The following is a 15543-nucleotide window of genomic DNA, read 5'->3' as shown; positions in this document are numbered from 1 at the left end:
AGAATTGTGTTTAAAAAAGAGTTTGTTGCTGTTTAGGGTTTTTAAGAGAATAGGGTGTTTTTAGGAGTTTGGAAGGTAATAGAGGATAAAAATTTAAAATTTTCTAAGTTAAAATTACGTAAAATATATTAGCAATATTTTTGAAAAGATGTCGAAAATTTGAAGGCATCAAAATGGATTTTATAAAATTTCTTAATCATTTTCAACCCATATCTAAATCTTCTCAGCAAGCTAGTGTATATAAATCTTTTAAGTTGAATTTAAAACCAAAGATTCTTAATGAAAAAGACGAAAATTCCTCTTCATTTCAAGATCAAAAAACAGATGTAGCTCAAACTATGCTTCAAAGATTAGAAGATGAAAAAGTTTTTAATCAAAAGGTAAGTGATAAAGTGAAAAAAGCTGAAAGAGGTATGACTACTATATATTTTAGAGATCCTATTACAAATAAACTCGTTCGTAGTGCTTTAAGTTCAACAGCCATCAATAAAATGGGGATTGAATTTGACAAAGAAGATATGACTAAAAGACTTGATGGATCATATATATTAAGTGGAAAAGCTGAAAATTTCGTGGCTGGATGGTATGCTGATATAGCATATACTAGAGCTTATGTGGCTAGCGATAGAAATAATGATGGATATTTAGAAGATTATGAACTTGAAGATACGAAAAGTGGTTTTGTAGCACAGGAAACAAATTTAGGACTTTTTGTGCAATCTTATACACAATTAAATGGTAGCGTGGATACTCTATTTGGTTTTGAAAAAGATTTTAGAGAAATGCGTCCAGATGATACTAAAGATACAGATTATGCTGGTAGAACTATAGGTTTAGAGCTTGATAAAATGATAAGACAAGATGGAGATTTTAATGGAGAGCTTAGTTTTAGCGAAACTGGCATGCAAGCAGTAAAAACCAAAGCTCCAAATTCTGGATGGACTGAAAGCGTAGGTATGTTAACTTTAACTAAATTTAATCAAACTAATACAATAGAAATTAAAGATATCTTGGATAAATTAGGTAAAGGTGTAAAATATGATGATTTAAGTGAAGATGAAAAATCTTTACTTAAAATGCAATTATCTGATAAAATTTTTGATGAAGTTGAAGATAAAGAAACTGGGGGTAAAAAACTTGTTTTTAATCCGGATAAATTTAAAATTTTCTATGAAGGTTTTGTGGATTTATTCAAACAAAGAAGTGCAAAAATGCTAGGTTTAAAACCTGAAGATGCAACTAAACTTAATTATGACAATCTTGGTGAAATTGTCAACGAAATGAAGCAAACTTATTTTGATACAAATTCTACAAGTTATGGAAAAATATCTGATTTGATTAAAATTTGGGCTTAGTTTTTATAATTATCTTATAAAGTGTATTGTTATTTTTATTTTGATATATTGTATTCTTATAAAAAAGTAACTAATAAAAGTTTAGTCATATAGACTAAATAAAATTAAGTATATTTTTTTATATTTATACTTGACAAAATAACACTCAATGTTGTATAATACTTCTAGCAATCAAAAAATAGAGTGCTAAAAATTTAAGGAAAGAGCTATGAAAAGCCGAGATAAAAAGGATTTGATTTTAGATTCCATCATCCAAACTTATCTTTTAGATAATGCTCCTATTGGTTCAAATGAATTGAATTTAAATCTTTGTATTCCTGCTTCAACTATACGCGTTTATCTTAAAAGGCTTAGCGACGAGGGGTTGATCACTCAGCTTCATATAAGTAGTGGTAGAATTCCTACTATTTTGACAATGCAAAATTATTGGCAAAGTTTTTGGAAAAAAGAACAAGATCAAGATATCAATATCAAAAGTGAGAATTTTTTAAAAGAGTTGAGCAAAGAATTTGAAATTTATTGTCTTGTTTATGGTGGTAGAAGCTTAGTACTTAAAGAAGTGCTTGATCTAAATGCTAAGTTTATAGTGCTTGATTTTAAAGAAGAAGAGCTCGTTTTAAAATATGAAAAAGAAGCATGGAATTTTTTACAAAGTCTTATAGGATTAGATCTTTTTAGTATAGAAAGAATAGCTTTGAGAGTTCATTTTATGGATCTTGTAGAAAAAATAGCTAGCTTAAGACAAAATTTGATTTGCTATAGAAGTAATGAAGAAAGAGCTTATCAAATTTATCAAAATGATGAATTTGTTAAGCTCTTAGATTGTGGAGTTCATCGTTATTTTAAAGAAAGTCTTGAATTTGAACCTTTATTTAAAGAAGGTTTTATGGGGCTTAAGGTGGATGCGCAGTTTTTGGGCGAAGATGTAAATATTATCTTAGCAGGTAGTGTTTATACGGATTATAAAAAAATATTACAATACATAAAGGAGGCGGCGTGAGCGAGCAAAAGCAAGAATTTGAAAACGAAAACGCAGAAAATTCTGAACATTTGCAAGATGAGAATTTGCAAAATATCGAAGATGTTGAGCAAAACAAATTGCAAAAAGACTATGATGAATTAAAAGACAAATATATGCGTGCAAACGCTGAATTTGAAAATATTAAAAAAAGAATGGAAAAAGAAAAGCTAAGCGCTATGGCTTATGCAAATGAAAGTTTTGCAAAGGATTTGCTTGATGTTTTAGATGCTTTAGAAGCAGCTATCAATGTCGAATGCCATGATGAAATTAGCTTAAAAATCAAAGAAGGAGTGCAAAATACTTTAGATTTGTTTCTTAAAAAACTTGAAAAGCATGGAGTGGCTCTTATCAAAGAAGAAAAAGAGTTCGATCCAAATTTACATGAGGCAATGTTTCATGTAGATAGTGAAAATCATCAAAGTGGTGAAGTGGTTACCGTGCTTCAAAAAGGCTATAAAATAGCCGATCGCGTAATCCGCCCAACTAAAGTTAGTGTAGCAAAATAAATTTTAATAAAAAGGATAAAAAATGAGTAAAGTTATAGGTATAGATTTAGGAACAACCAATTCTTGTGTTGCTGTGTATGAACGCGGTGAGAGTAAAGTAATCCCAAACAAAGAAGGTAAAAATACAACTCCTTCTGTGGTAGCTTTTACAGATAAAGGCGAGGTTTTAGTAGGAGATAGTGCAAAACGCCAAGCGGTGACTAACCCTGAAAAAACTATTTATTCTATTAAAAGAATTATGGGTTTGATGATCAATGAAGACGCGGCTAAAGAAGCTAAAAACAGACTTCCTTATCATATCACTGAAAGAAATGGCGCTTGTGCGATTGAGATCGCAGGTAAAATTTATACTCCGCAAGAAATTTCAGCAAAAGTTTTAATGAAACTAAAAGAAGATGCTGAAGCTTTCTTGGGCGAGAGTGTTGTAGATGCGGTTATTACCGTGCCTGCATATTTTAACGATGCGCAAAGAAAAGCGACAAAAGAAGCAGGAACGATAGCAGGACTTAATGTATTAAGAATTATCAATGAGCCTACTTCAGCAGCTCTAGCTTATGGACTTGATAAAAAAGATAGTGAAAAAATCGTGGTTTATGATCTAGGTGGGGGAACTTTTGACGTTACTGTGCTTGAAACTGGAGATAATGTGGTAGAAGTTTTAGCAACAGGTGGTAATGCTTTCTTAGGAGGCGATGATTTTGATAATAAACTTATTGATTTTCTAGCTAATGAATTTAAAGATGAAACAGGCATAGATCTTAAAAATGATGTTATGGCTTTACAACGCTTGAAAGAAGCAGCAGAAAACGCTAAAAAAGAATTAAGTTCAGCTAATGAAACTGAAATTAATTTACCATTTATCACAGCAGATGCAAGTGGGCCAAAACATTTGGTTAAAAAACTCACTAGAGCTAAATTTGAAGGTATGATTGATTCTTTAGTGGCTGAAACCATCACTAAAATCAATGAAGTAGTAAGTGACGCAGGTCTTAAAAAAGATGAGATCAAAGAAATCGTTATGGTAGGAGGCTCTACTCGTGTTCCTTTAGTGCAAGAAGAAGTGAAAAAAGCCTTTAATAAAGATCTTAACAAGTCTGTAAATCCTGATGAAGTTGTGGCTATTGGTGCGGCGATTCAAGGTGCGGTTATAAAAGGCGATGTTAAAGATGTGCTTTTACTTGATGTTACTCCGCTCTCTTTGGGTATAGAAACTCTAGGCGGGGTAATGACTAAGATTATCGAAAAAGGTACAACTATCCCAACTAAAAAAGAGCAAGTTTTCTCAACCGCTGAGGATAATCAAAGTGCTGTAACTATCAATGTTTTACAAGGGGAAAGAGAATTTAGTCGTGATAATAAATCTTTAGGAAATTTCAATCTTGAAGGAATTCCACCAGCACCACGCGGTATGCCACAAATCGAAGTTACTTTTGATATTGATGCAAATGGTATTTTAACTGTTAGCGCAAAAGATAAAGCAACAGGTAAGGCTCAAGAGATCAAAATCACAGGTTCAAGCGGACTTAGCGAAGAAGAAATTAACAACATGGTAAAAGATGCTGAACTTCACAAAGAAGAAGATAAAAAACGCAAAGAAGCTGTAGATGCTAGAAATGCAGCTGATAGCTTGGCACATCAAGTAGAAAAATCTTTAAGTGAGTTGGGTGAAAAAGTTGCCACTGCTGATAAAGAAAACATCCAAAAAGCTCTTGATGATTTGCGCGAGACTTTGAAAAATCAAAATGCAAGCAAAGAAGAGATTGAAAGCAAAATGAAAGCTTTAAGCGAAGTTTCTCATAAATTAGCTGAAAACATGTATAAAAAAGATGAGCCAAATGCAGCGAACGATAAAAAGAAAAAAGATGACGATGTAATCGACGCTGAAGTTGAGTAATCCTAAAATCTTCATTCAAGCCTTGTTAAAAGGCTTGAACTCAATTCTATTTTATCTTATTTAATTTTTAAAAATTTTTTAGTAGTGATTTTATATAATATATTATTAATAAAAACATAAGGAACGCATCATGGAACAAAGCCAATTCCAACCCATTATCAACTTCATATGGAGTGTGGCAGATGATTTGCTTCGTGATGTTTATATGAAGGGTAAATACCGCGATGTTATCTTACCCATGACAATCATAAGAAGAATTGATGCGGTTTTAGAGCCTACAAAAGATAAAGTTCTAAAACCTACAATACCTATAAAGATGAATTTGAAAATTTAGAATCTTTGCTAGGTGGAAAACAAGGGAATAATCTAGGCTTTTTTAATTATTCTCGATTTAATCTACAAACCCTTCTAAACGATCCAAAAAACATAAGAATAAATTTTGAAAATTATTTGGATTGTTTTAGTGAAAATATCAAAGATATCATCTCAAAATTCAAATTCAAAAACCAACTTGACACCTTAGAAGAATCAAACATACTTTTTGGAGTGATAGAAAGATTTTGCTCGCCTAAGGTAAATTTCGGTATAGAAGATATTTTAGATGAAAAAGGTAATGTTATCCATAAAGGCTTGAGTAATCTTGGCATGGGGTATGTTTTTGAAGAGCTTATCCGTAAATTTAACGAAGAAAATAATGAAGAAGCCGGAGAGCACTTTACCCCAAGAGAGATTATAGAGCTTATGACTCATCTTGTATTTTTGCCTGTAAAAGATCAGATCAAACAAGGAACATGGCTTATTTATGATAATGCTTGTGGAAGTGGTGGTATGCTAACAGAATCAAAAGAATTTATCACAGATCCTGAAGGACTTATACAGTCAAAGGCAAATATTTATCTTTACGGACAAGAAATCAACCCTGAAACTTATGCTATATGTAAAGCAGATATGCTGATAAAAGGCGAAGATCCAGATCATATAAAATTTGGTTCTACCTTAAGCAATGATCAACAAAACTTACAATTTGATTTCATGCTTAGCAATCCACCTTATGGTAAGTCTTGGGAAAATGATCAAAAAATTCTAGGCGTAGAAAAGAAAGGCTCAAATTCAACTTGCAATGACTCAAGATTTAGCGTAGGTATCACAAGCAAAAGCGATGGGCAAATGATGTTTTTGCTCAATACGCTTAGCAAGATGAAAACAGATACCCCTTTGGGTTCTCGTATCGCAAGCGTGCATAATGGAAGCTCACTTTTTAACTCAGATAGCGGTATGGTAGCTATAAGAAAGCATATCATAGAAAACGACTATCTTGAAGCTATAGTCGCCCTACCTACTAATATGTTTTATAACACCGGCATTCCCACTTTTATATGGATCATCACCAACAAAAAGTCAGAACACAAAAAAGACAAAGTCCAGCTTATAAACGCTACAAATGAAGAATATTTTTCAAAAATGAAAAAGTCTTTAGGCTCTAAACAAAATGAAATGACTAAAGAACATATAAAAAAATCACTAAATTATTTTTAGAAAATGCAAGCAATAAAGATTGCAAGATTTTGGATAATGAAGACTTTGGCTATACTAAAATCATCATAGAAAAACCAAAAAGCATAGAATTTCTAAAAGATGATGAAAAATTTGCAAAATTCAAAGACAAAGACAAAATTTTAGAAAAATTACAAGAGCTAGAATCTAACCCCAAAGATTTTAAAGATAGGGCAGACTTTTTCTCTTATCTTGGTATAAAACTCAAAAAGAGCGAAGAAAATCTCTTGCTAGATTCTGACAAAACCAACAATACTGAAAAAATTCCACTCAAAACAGACATACAAAACTACTATGACACAGAAGTAAAGCCTTATGTAGCAAACTCTTGGATAGCGTGGGAGAGTGCAAGTGTGGGCTATGAAATACTTTTTAATAAATACTTTTATACCTACACACCACCAAGAAAGCTAGAAGAGATAAATAACGAATTAGAAAAGCTAGAAAAAGAAGTGCAAGATCTTTTAAGAGAGATTGTACAATGAAAAATTTCAAAGATAGTGGCATAGAGTGGCTTGGGGAAATTCCGGAGCATTGGGAGATAGTTCCTATTAGATATTGTTTTAATGAATTTAATGTAAGATGTAATGATAATAACTATCCATTGTTATCTGTAACTATAGCAAATGGTGTGGTTTATCAAAATGATATAACAAACAAAAAAGATACTTCTAATGATGATAAATCAAGTTACAAAATAGTTCCTATAGGTGCAATAGCTTACAATAAAATGAGAATGTGGCAAGGTGCTGTTGGTATAAATATGCTTGAAAAAGGTATAGTAAGTCCTGCTTATGTTGTAGCTATTCCAAATAAACAAATAAATATTAGTTTTAGTTATTATTTATTAAAATCAAAAAATATGATGAAAAATATTCTTACGGACTTTGTTCGGATATGAATAATTTAAGATATGAAGATTTTCAAAATATTAAAATTCCACTTCCGCCCTTAAAAGAGCAAGAGCAAATTGCAAATTTTTTAGATGAAAAATGCGAGCAGATAGCAAATTTCATAGAGAAAAAAGAAAAACTCATTAGCCTTTTAAAAGAGCAAAAACAAGCCTTTATAAATGAAACTATCACAAAAGGACTTGATAAAAATATAAATTTCAAAGATAGTGGTATAGAACATTTGGGAGAGATTTCAAAGCATTGGAAGATTGTGAAATTAAAATATTTAGGAAGCTTTCAAAATGGAATAAGTATCAATTCTGAAGCATTTGGAGCAGGATATCCTTTTGTTAGTTATGGAGATATTTATAATAATATTTGTATCCCTTATAATATTAAAGGGCTTGTGAATTCTACAGAAATTGATAGAAAAATATATTCTGTAAAACAAGGTGATATCTTTTTTACTAGAACTTCTGAAACTATTGATGAAATAGGTATAAGTTCGGTATGTTTAAAAACTATTGAAAATGTAGTATTTGCAGGTTTCTTGATACGCTTTAGAGCTGATAAAAAAGTTTTAGATAATAATTTTGCAAAGTTTTATTTTAGAAGAAGCTTTAATCAATCCTTTTTTGCAAAAGAAAATGGTTTAGTAACTAGAGCTTCTCTTAGTCAAGAGTTGTTAGGTAGATTATCCGTTGTTATCCCACCCCTAAAAGAACAAGAGCAAATCGCAAAATTTCTAGATTCTGAAATTTCTAAAATAGATGCTATAATAGAAAAAACCAAAAAACAAATAAAACTCATAAAAGAATACAAAACCACACTCATAAACCAAACCGTTTGTGGTAGGATAGGAAAAAGTTAAAATAACTATAAATTTGGAGGTTAAATTATGAATAAATACACTAAGCCATATTTTGAAGGAGAGGCATTTAATTGTCCTTATTGTGGAGTATATTCGCGTATGGAGTGGGATGGTTTTTATAATGGGTATAATAATAGGATAAAACAAGTAGAAGGATATTCTTTTTCTGAATCTACTTGTTATCATTGTGAAAGGAGTGTTATTTGGTATTTAAAAGATGAAAATCCAAAAATATTTTTTCCAAGGGAAGTTGCCATTCCTCCTGAAGAAAATATGCCTGGAAATGTTAAAGAAATTTATGAAGAAGCATCTTTGGTTTTAAGTGATTCTCCTAGGGCTGCTTGTGCTTTATTGCGTTTGGCGTTGCAAGAATTAATGAAGTATCTCAAAGAAAATATTCAAATATATAATGGATTAAAAAATAGAAATATTAATGAAGATATCGAAGAAATTATAAATATTGGAAATTTTTATCAAGATCAAAAAGAAATGCTTGAAAAAGCTATGAATTCTGTTAGATTGATTGGTAATAAGGCTTCTCACCCTTCGGAATTAGATATTAATGATAATCCAGAAATTGCAAACACTCTTTTTGAAATGATTAATTTTATTGTAGGAGAAATTATTACAAAACCAAAGGAAAGAGAAGAAAGATTAAATAAATTAAAAAGTGCTATAGGTGAAAAACAATAAATCATAAGGAAAAATATGGAAAATAAACTATTTGAATACGATGAAGTTTTAAAACAAACAGATGAAGGAAGACGCCTTCTTTTGGGGAATGGTTTTAGTATGGCTTATGATAAAAATCGTTTTTCATTTACAAGCTTGCTGCAAAGTGCTATTGATAAAGATATTATAAAAGAAAATTCAAATATTCATCAAATATTTAAAAATAACAATACTAGTGATTTTGAAGAAGTTGTTAAAATCTTAGAAAATACTTCTAAAATTTTAAAAATTTATACTCAAAATGAAAGTTTATGTGAGCAATTATTAGAAGATTCTAAAAAATTAAAACAATTTTTAGTTGATATTGTTACAAATAATCATCCAGAAAAAATAACAGAAATTCCTGATAATAAATTTGATTCAACTATAGAATTTATAAAAAGTTATGACAAGATATATTCTCTAAATTATGATTTATTGTTATATTGGGTGACTGAAAAATTAAGAGAAAAAATAAATGATAAAATTATACAAGATAAAACAGAATTTATTGATGGTTTTCATAATAGTGATAATGGAAATGATGTAGTATTTGATAACAATTCTCGTAAAAATACTTGTTTTTATCTACACGGAGCTTTGCATATTTTTGATAGTGGAGATGAAATAATTAAAAAAACATACTCAAGAACAGGCAGACCCTTAAAAGAACAAATTACAGAAGAACTTAATAGTAATAGATATCCAGTTTTTGTATCGGAGGGCACATCGGAACAGAAAAAAACAAAAATTATCCACAATGCATATTTAAATCATTGTTACAAAAGTTTATCTTCTATAGGAGGAAATTTAATTGTTTTTGGAACAATGTTAAAATCGAACGATGAGCACATACAAGATGCCATATTAAAAAGTAAAGTTACAAATATATATTTTGGCGTATCAAGTTTGGAAAAAGGTCAAAAAGACTTAAATAGTTTTATTGAAAAAAATAATAATTTAGAAAAAAACAAAAAACAAATTTTCTTTTATAATTATAGAACTGTAAGAATTTGGTAAAAAAAGGATTAACAATGACTAACTACAAAGAAAAAGATTTAGAAAATTTCATAGAATCATATTTATTAGAAAATAATGGCTATATCAAAAGAACAAATGAAAATTACGATAAAAATTTATGTTTAGATGTGGAGCTTTTTGAGAATTTCTTACAAGCTACGCAAAGTGTAGAGCTTGAAGAGCTTAAAAAGCGTTGTGGGCAAAACTATAAAAAAGAACTTTTTAATCGTATTTTCTCACAGATCAAAACCAAAGGCATAGTCAAAGTCTTGCAAAGCTAAATCAAAGGCATTAAAATTTACCTAGCCTTTTCAAAACCAAACACTAGTGCAAACGAAGAAAGCGTGAAAAAATACGAGCAAAACACCCTTTCTATTATACGCCAACTTTGCTATAGCACGCAAAATAAAAACTCCCTTGATATGGTGATCTTTTTAAATGGCTTGCCCCTTATCACCATAGAGCTTAAAAACCATTTCACCGGGCAAAATGTCTTTCACGCTATAGATCAGTATAAAAAAGATAGAAACTCAAAAGAAGCTATATTTAACTATACGATAGTGCATTTTGCGCTAGATCATGATCTTTGTTACATGAGTACGAAACTAGATCAAGATGCGACTACATTTTTACCTTTTAACCTTGGTTTAAACAATGGTAGTGGCAAAATAGGCTTAGCAAATGGAGCAGGTAATCCGCCAAGTGATGGTATAAAAACAGCTTATTTGTGGGAGAAAATCTTTAAAAAAGATACTTTGCTAAATTTATTTTTTAATTTTGTGCAAGTTGTAAAAAAGAAAAATGAAGAAATCATCATATTTCCTAGATACCATCAATTTGATGTAGTAGAAAAGCTACTCGCCCATGCGAAAGAAAACAGCACAGGGCAACGCTACTTGATCCAGCATAGTGCAGGAAGTGGCAAGAGTAATTCTATATCTTGGCTTGCGCATAATCTCGTAAGCTTGCATAGACTTGAAAAAAATATCTTTGATTCTTTCATCGTAGTAACTGATAGAAAAGTGCTTGATAGCCAAATAAGAGAAAATGTAAAATCCTTTTCACAGACAAAAAATTTAGTAGAAGCCATCACTCATGGAAGCAAACAGCTTAAAAACGCTTTAGAAGAAGGTAAGAAAATCATCATCACAACCATACAAAAATTTCCTTTCATTTTAGATGAGATCAAAACCTTAAAAAGCAAAACTTTTGCTATCATCATCGATGAAGCACACTCTAGTCAAAGCGGAAGCAATGCTCAAAAAATGGCAGAAGCCATAAGGGATAAAAGCGGCGATGAAAGTCAAAATTTAGATGATGAAATTTTAGAAATCATAAAAAATAAAAAACTCCAAAGTAATGCTTCTTATTTTGCATTTACCGCTACGCCTAAGCCAAAAACCTTAGAAATGTTTGGTATGCCTTGTGATGTTAATGGAGAACAAAGGTTTATCCCTTTTCATCTTTACTCGATGAAACAAGCCATAGAAGAAGGATTTATACTTGATGTACTAAAAGGTTATACAACGTATAAAAGTTACTATAAAATCATATCTTGTACAAATGACAATCCAAAATACGACAAAAAAAGAGCAAACGCAAAACTAAAAGCCTATGTCCAAAACAATATAAAAACAATCGAACAAAAATCACAAATCATGTGCGAGCACTTTTTTCAAAATAGCTTTAAAAAGATAAATGGTAAAGCAAAAGCTATGATTGTAACAAGCTCAAGAGAAAATGCCGTGAAGTATTATCTTGTTTTTAGGGAATATTTAAGAAAAAATTATCCACATTTTAAAGCCATCGTAGCTTTTTCAGGCGAAGTAAATTTAGAAGGTGAAATTTATAGCGAAAGTGTTTTAAATGGTTTTTCAGAAAATGCTTTAAAAGATGAGTTTAAAAAGATGAGTATCGTTTTTTAATCGTTGCGGAAAAATACCAAACCGGATTTAATGAGGCATTATTACATACGATGTATGTGGATAAAACATTAAGCGGAGTAGGTGCAGTGCAAACTCTATCAAGACTAAACCGAACTTGCAAAAACAAAGAAAACACTTTTGTGCTAGATTTTGTAAATACTCATGAAGATATAGCAAAATCTTTTAGTGTGTTTTATGAGCAAACTTATTTAAGTGAAGCCACAGATGATAATAGAATTTTTGATTTAAAGGCAAATCTAAATGAGTATGAAATTTATACCCAAGAAGAAATAGATGATTTTGCAAATGCTATTTTAAGAAAAGAAAAAGAAAATATCATTCATGCAAAATTGGACATAATGCTAGATAGATTTAATCAAAAAAGTGATGATGAAAAATTGGATTTTTATAATAAAGCAAAAACTTATCTTAAAGAGTATTCTTTTCTTGCACAAATATTGCCTTATGAAGACATAGAGCTTGAAAAACTCTATATATTACTTAAAAAACTTGCTAGTAAGATTATCTTGCCTAAATCAGAGGATTTAGCTAAAGGAATTTTAGATAATGTGGATTTTGATAGTTATCGCTTACAACTTGATAAAACACAAGATATCATTTTGCAAGGAAATGGAGAGCTAAAGCCTTCATTTGCAGATGGTTCGAGCAAAAGTGTTGAAGCTGAATTAGAAGAACTTTTAAACATCATCAAAGATTTTAATAACAAATACGCAAATATAGACTTTAATGAAAGCGATAGAATCGCTAAAATCTTATACGATATAAAAGATGATATAGCAAAAAATGAAAGAATACGTGAAACTTTTAGCAAATCCGATATGCAAAATTCTCGTATCGAGTTCGATGCACTTTTAAAAGATAAAATTCAAGATATCTTGGAGTTAAATTTAGAACTTTTTAAACAATTTAATCAAAATATAGAATTTAAAGACAAGATAGCAAATACCATGTTTAATATGGTTTGTAATGATTTTTAAAGTATAAAGTTGTCAAAAAAAAGGATAAATTTTTGTGAGTGTAGATTTTTTTAAAACCTTTGATATTTCTAATGCACAACGATCAAAAGCTAAAAAAGTGCAGGGTAAAAAATATGAAATTTTTCTTAATGAAAATGAGCAAAGTCTTATAACTCCTAAAGTGTCTTTTAAAGAAATTTTGAGGTATTATTATCTTTATCCAAAAAATGCCATTCCTTCTTTTAAATTACCTTTTTTTAAGCCTGATTTGAGTGATTTTAGCACCCCACATATTACTTGGCTTGGGCATTCTTCGCTTTTTATAAATTTTAAAGAATATAAAATTTTGATTGATCCTATTTTTAACACTCATGCTTCGCCTATTTCTTTTATCAACAAGGCTTTTAAAAATGCTCCTGTTTATAATGTAAATGATTTTAATGAAATTTTTGCTGTGATTATCACGCATTCGCATTTTGATCATTTAGATGCTAAGAGTATAAAAGCTTTAAAAGAAAAAGCACGATTTTTTATCACACCTTTAAAAGTGGGAAATTATCTAAAAAGCTATGGGGTGAGTGAGAAAAAAATCATAGAGCTTGATTGGTGGAGTGGCATAGAATTTGGTGATTTAAAAATCATTGCAACACCTGCACAACACAGTTCAAGTAGGGGAGATGGTAAAAACAAAACCCTTTGGGCTTCTTTTGTGATGGAATTTTTAAGTGTAGATAAGAGAGTGTTTTTTAGCGCAGATGGAGGGTATTTTACACATTTTAAAAAAATAGGTGAGTATTTTGGAGATTTTGACTTAGCTTGTCTTGAAAGCGGACAATTTAATATCGCCTGGCCATATTCACACTCTTTTCCTGAGCAAATTTTAAAAGAAGCAAAAGATCTTAATGCAAAAGCTGTCATGCCTATACATTGGGGGAGATTTTTAGCAGGAACTCATGCGTGGAATGAGGTGGTAAAATTTCTTTATGAAAATTTAGATTTACCCCTTATCACACCAAAAATGGGTGAGGCTTATGAAGTAGGAGCTAAATTTAAACAGGATTTTTGGTGGAAAGAAGGATAAATTAACACAAGTTTATAATTTATATTTTGGTTTTTGTTATAGTTTTATAAAACTAAAAAAGGAGATTTTGTGAAAATCATTCAATGGAATAGGGCGGAATTTAGCCCAAAAGAAGTGAAAATCAATGTTTTAATTGACAATGAAAAAGGTAAAGAAATTCAAATTTTATTAGCTAAAGACAGTGTGATGAAAGAGCATAAAGCTCCTTTTGCTATACATGTTCAAGTTTTAAGCGGTAAAATTTGGTTTGAAGTGGAAAAGGAAAAATTTGAATTAAATGCTTTAGATATGATAAGCCTAGAGGCAAATGTAGCACATTCTTTAGGTGGATTAGAAAATTCTATAATAAGATTGAGTTTAAATAAATCAGATAGTGTTCAAAGGGTAAATGCTGTGCTTAAAAAGCCTTGATTTTATTTTGATTTTATAAGGTTTTAATTTGCCTAAATATTCTAGGCTTTAACCTAGAATTATTTATAGTTTTTAATGAAATTTGTTATTCTTTCTAAACCTTTTTTGATAAGCTCATCGCTTGTGGCATAAGAAAGTCTGAAGTATCCATCCATTCCAAAACCTATACCTGGAACAACGGCAACTTTTTCTTGTTCAAGCAATTTTTGGCAAAATTTCATAGAATCTTTTTCTATTTTTTGTATATTTACAAAAAGATAAAAAGCACCTTCTGGTTTATAAACACTGATATTTGGGATTTGTTTAAGCATATCTAAGGCTAAGTTACGGCGTTTTTCAAAGGCTTGACGCATTTTTTCTATATCTTCATCACATTCTCCATTTAAAGCAGGAATGGCTGCATGTTGAGTGATGGAGCAAATATTCGAAGTGCTTTGTCCTTGAAGTCTTTTAACAGCTGAAATTAGGGCTTTATTTTTGCTTGCCATATAGCCAAAACGCCATCCTGGCATAGCTCCACATTTGCTAAGTCCGTTAATAGTCACAGTGCGTTTTAAAGCATCTTCGCTTACACTTGCAAAAGCTACAAAATCAAAACTATCATAGCGAAGTTTTTCATACATTTCATCACTTAAAACAGTAATTTGAGTTCCTTCTAAAACTTTAGCAATTTGAGTTAATTCTTCTTTAGAATAAATCGATCCTACAGGATTTGAAGGAGAATTTAGCATCAAAACCTTGGTTTTAGCTGTGATAGCTTTTTTTAGTTGTTCAGCGGTAATTTTAAAGCCATTTTCTTCCAAGCCTTCTATAAATACAGGTTTTCCGCCTGAAAATTTTACCATTTCAGGATAGCTTACCCAGTAAGGACTAGGGATAATGACTTCATCATCTTTTTCTACTAAACATTCTATACATTCAAAAAGAGAGTGTTTTGCGCCTACATTGGTGATAATTTCATTTGTTTCATAATCAAGATTATTATCTTTTTTAAATTTGGTTTGAATAGCTTTTAATACTTCAGGAATTCCCGCAACAGCAGTGTATTTTCCACATCCTTTTTCAATAGCATTTATGGCGGCATTTTTGATGATTTGCGGTGTGTCAAAATCAGGTTCGCCTGCTGAAAAACTAATGATATCCTCGCCTTTAGCTTTAAGTTCATTGGCAAGTGCGGTGATAGCTAAAGTGATAGATTCTTCTAAAACTTGAGATCTTTTTGTAAGCATTTTTCAATCCTTGATAATTTTTGTTTAATTTTAGCAGAAAATTGCATTTTTGTAATAAATTTAATTTAAAAATGAGTTATAAATTTCAATAAATG

Annotated in this window: 12 protein-coding genes and 2 pseudogenes; 13 read left to right on the top strand and 1 reads right to left on the bottom strand. The window is 30.5% G+C overall.

Annotated features, from left to right (window positions below):
- The first annotated feature begins 173 nt into the window (after nt 1-173).
- From ELQ11_RS08150 to ELQ11_RS08100, 13 genes and pseudogenes are all read left to right on the top strand, one after another.
- Entirely contained in the window at nt 174-1355 is a 1182-nt protein-coding gene (locus ELQ11_RS08150; RefSeq protein ID WP_002871431.1) for a hypothetical protein, read from the top strand.
- Nucleotides 1356-1563: 208 nt separating this feature from the next.
- Nucleotides 1564-2355 carry an HrcA family transcriptional regulator gene (locus ELQ11_RS08145; RefSeq protein WP_002880628.1) on the top strand — a complete coding sequence of 264 codons (792 nt, stop codon included), beginning with the start codon at nt 1564-1566 and terminating at the stop codon, nt 2353-2355.
- The gene (grpE, locus tag ELQ11_RS08140; protein ID WP_002790452.1) at nt 2352-2882 is read left to right on the top strand and encodes a nucleotide exchange factor GrpE; all 531 of its coding nucleotides are present in this window, start codon (nt 2352-2354) and stop codon (nt 2880-2882) included. Before ELQ11_RS08145 ends, grpE begins: the two co-directional genes overlap by 4 nt.
- A 22-nt stretch (nt 2883-2904) precedes the next feature.
- Nucleotides 2905-4776 carry a molecular chaperone DnaK gene (dnaK, locus tag ELQ11_RS08135; protein ID WP_002871433.1) on the top strand — a complete coding sequence of 624 codons (1872 nt, stop codon included), beginning with the start codon at nt 2905-2907 and terminating at the stop codon, nt 4774-4776.
- A 130-nt stretch (nt 4777-4906) separates the two neighbouring features.
- A pseudogene (locus ELQ11_RS08130) lies at nt 4907-6815 on the top strand (class I SAM-dependent DNA methyltransferase).
- Nucleotides 6812-7231, top strand: coding sequence for a hypothetical protein (locus tag ELQ11_RS10350; protein ID WP_243833544.1), 420 nt, complete (start codon nt 6812-6814; stop codon nt 7229-7231). The pseudogene ELQ11_RS08130 and the gene ELQ11_RS10350 overlap by 4 nt, the downstream one beginning before the upstream one ends.
- A complete protein-coding gene (locus ELQ11_RS08125) occupies nt 7228-8094 on the top strand; it encodes a restriction endonuclease subunit S (protein ID WP_243833543.1) in 867 nt (288 codons plus the stop codon). The genes ELQ11_RS10350 and ELQ11_RS08125 overlap by 4 nt, the downstream gene beginning before the upstream one ends.
- Before the next feature lie 27 nt (nt 8095-8121).
- Nucleotides 8122-8787, top strand: coding sequence for a DUF4145 domain-containing protein (locus ELQ11_RS08120; protein WP_070261313.1), 666 nt, complete (start codon nt 8122-8124; stop codon nt 8785-8787).
- 15 nt (nt 8788-8802) lie between these two features.
- Complete coding sequence (locus ELQ11_RS08115; protein WP_002880636.1) at nt 8803-9825, top strand: DUF4917 family protein; 1023 nt, start codon at nt 8803-8805, stop codon at nt 9823-9825.
- Nucleotides 9826-9839: 14 nt separating this feature from the next.
- Nucleotides 9840-10106: a hypothetical protein gene (locus tag ELQ11_RS10345; protein ID WP_243833542.1), complete on the top strand. Its 267-nt coding sequence runs from the start codon at nt 9840-9842 to the stop codon at nt 10104-10106.
- Nucleotides 10107-12748 (top strand): annotated as a pseudogene (locus ELQ11_RS08110) (DEAD/DEAH box helicase family protein). It abuts the gene before it with no gap.
- 34 nt (nt 12749-12782) lie between these two features.
- Nucleotides 12783-13808 carry an MBL fold metallo-hydrolase gene (locus tag ELQ11_RS08105; protein WP_126230347.1) on the top strand — a complete coding sequence of 342 codons (1026 nt, stop codon included), beginning with the start codon at nt 12783-12785 and terminating at the stop codon, nt 13806-13808.
- A gap of 69 nt (nt 13809-13877) precedes the next feature.
- The gene (locus ELQ11_RS08100) at nt 13878-14219 is read left to right on the top strand and encodes a cupin domain-containing protein (RefSeq protein WP_002871440.1); all 342 of its coding nucleotides are present in this window, start codon (nt 13878-13880) and stop codon (nt 14217-14219) included.
- Nucleotides 14220-14278: 59 nt separating this feature from the next.
- Here the strand turns inward: ELQ11_RS08100 and ELQ11_RS08095 are convergent, their stop codons facing one another.
- On the bottom strand, nt 14279-15448 hold the full coding sequence (locus ELQ11_RS08095; protein WP_126230349.1) for a pyridoxal phosphate-dependent aminotransferase: 1170 nt from the start codon (nt 15446-15448) through the stop codon (nt 14279-14281).
- Nucleotides 15449-15543 lie beyond the last annotated feature (95 nt).

It is taken from the genome of Campylobacter sp. US50a (assembly GCF_004379015.1).
GTDB classification, from domain to species: Bacteria; Campylobacterota; Campylobacteria; order Campylobacterales; family Campylobacteraceae; genus Campylobacter_D; species Campylobacter_D jejuni.
The sequence above is the reverse complement of the archived record's forward strand: the minus strand, read 5'-3'. Positions and strand labels throughout refer to the sequence as shown.